Source organism: Pseudonocardia pini (assembly GCF_013870575.1).
In the GTDB taxonomy this organism is placed as follows: domain Bacteria; phylum Actinomycetota; class Actinomycetes; order Mycobacteriales; family Pseudonocardiaceae; genus Pseudonocardia; species Pseudonocardia pini.
The window spans coordinates 1-1,093 of sequence record NZ_JACBXB010001203.1 but is presented as its reverse complement, the minus strand read 5'-3'; the positions used below and the strand labels follow the sequence as shown (position 1 = coordinate 1,093).

Genomic DNA, 1,093 nt, shown 5'->3' with positions numbered 1-1,093 from the left:
GCTGGCTGCAGGCCTGGGGCGAGACGGGCCGGGGCTCGGCCTTCCGGCTGACCCTCCCGCGCACCGAGGGGGACCTGCTCGAGGCGAGCCCGCTGCCGTTGCAACCCGAGGGGGACGATCCCGAGCACGGCCACCCGCTCCCGGCCTCGGTCCCGACGCCGCCGTGGGGCACCCCGATCCCGGTCGACGAGCCGCAGCGGGCGGAGCCGTGAGCAGGCGGCTGTCGATGCTGTTCCTGGCCCTGTGCGCGCTGCTCGCGGGCTGCGCGAGCGTGCCAGGGGACTCGTCGGTCCAGGTGCTCCGCAAGGTCACCGAGGGGGACACCCCGGACCTGCCCGCGGGCCCGGTCGACGGGACGAACCCCCTCGACCTCGTGCGCGGGTTCGTCTACGCCTCCGGCAGCACCGTGGACCGACACGGCGCCGCGCGCCGGTTCCTCACACCGCAGGCCTCGGAGGGCTGGGACGACGGGGAGTCCCTCACCGTCCTCGCCGAACAGTTCGACACCGTCTACCCGCCCACGAGCAGCACGGACCCGGACACCGCGACCGTGCGGATCCGGGGCGACCGGGTGGGCACGCTGGACTCGCTGAGCGCGTTCGAGCCCGCCGAGGCTCCGGTGGAGATCGACGTGACGGTCCGCCGCTCGGACGGGCAGTGGCGGATCGACCGGCTCCCCGGCGGCGTGCTGGTGCGGATGTCGGACTTCCGCGCGAACTACCGCACGGTCAAGGGCTACTTCGTCGAGCCGACCCGGCAGGCCACCGTCGCCGACCTGCGGTACCTCCCCGCCGTGCCCGCCCAGGCGCTCCCCTCGCGGGCGGTGGACATGCTGCTCACCGGGCCGTCGCCCGCGCTGCGCAACGCCGCGGAGTCCGAGGTGCCGCCCACCGCGCGGCTGCGCACGAACGTGACGAACGCGCCCGACGGCACCCTCGTCGTGGACCTCACACAGGTCGGTGACCTGGACGAACCCCGTCGGCGACTGCTGGCGGCCCAGTTCGTGCAGACGCTGGCGGAGATCAACGTCCCGCGGGTGCGGCTGCTGGTCGACGGGGCACCCCTGCTCGGCGGGGGCGACCTCACCGTGGAC

At 74.9% G+C, this 1,093-nt stretch carries 1 protein-coding gene and 1 pseudogene; both read left to right on the top strand.

Features of this window, described 5'->3' with window-relative positions; translation table 11 throughout:
* Window positions 1-212 (top strand): annotated as a pseudogene (locus tag H5J29_RS33850) (two-component sensor histidine kinase); the annotation flags it as partial.
* Window positions 209-1,093, top strand: an 885-nt coding sequence (locus tag H5J29_RS36430) for an LpqB family beta-propeller domain-containing protein (RefSeq protein WP_181784929.1), incomplete at its 3' end; no start/stop codon positions are given. The pseudogene H5J29_RS33850 and the gene H5J29_RS36430, both read left to right, overlap by 4 nt.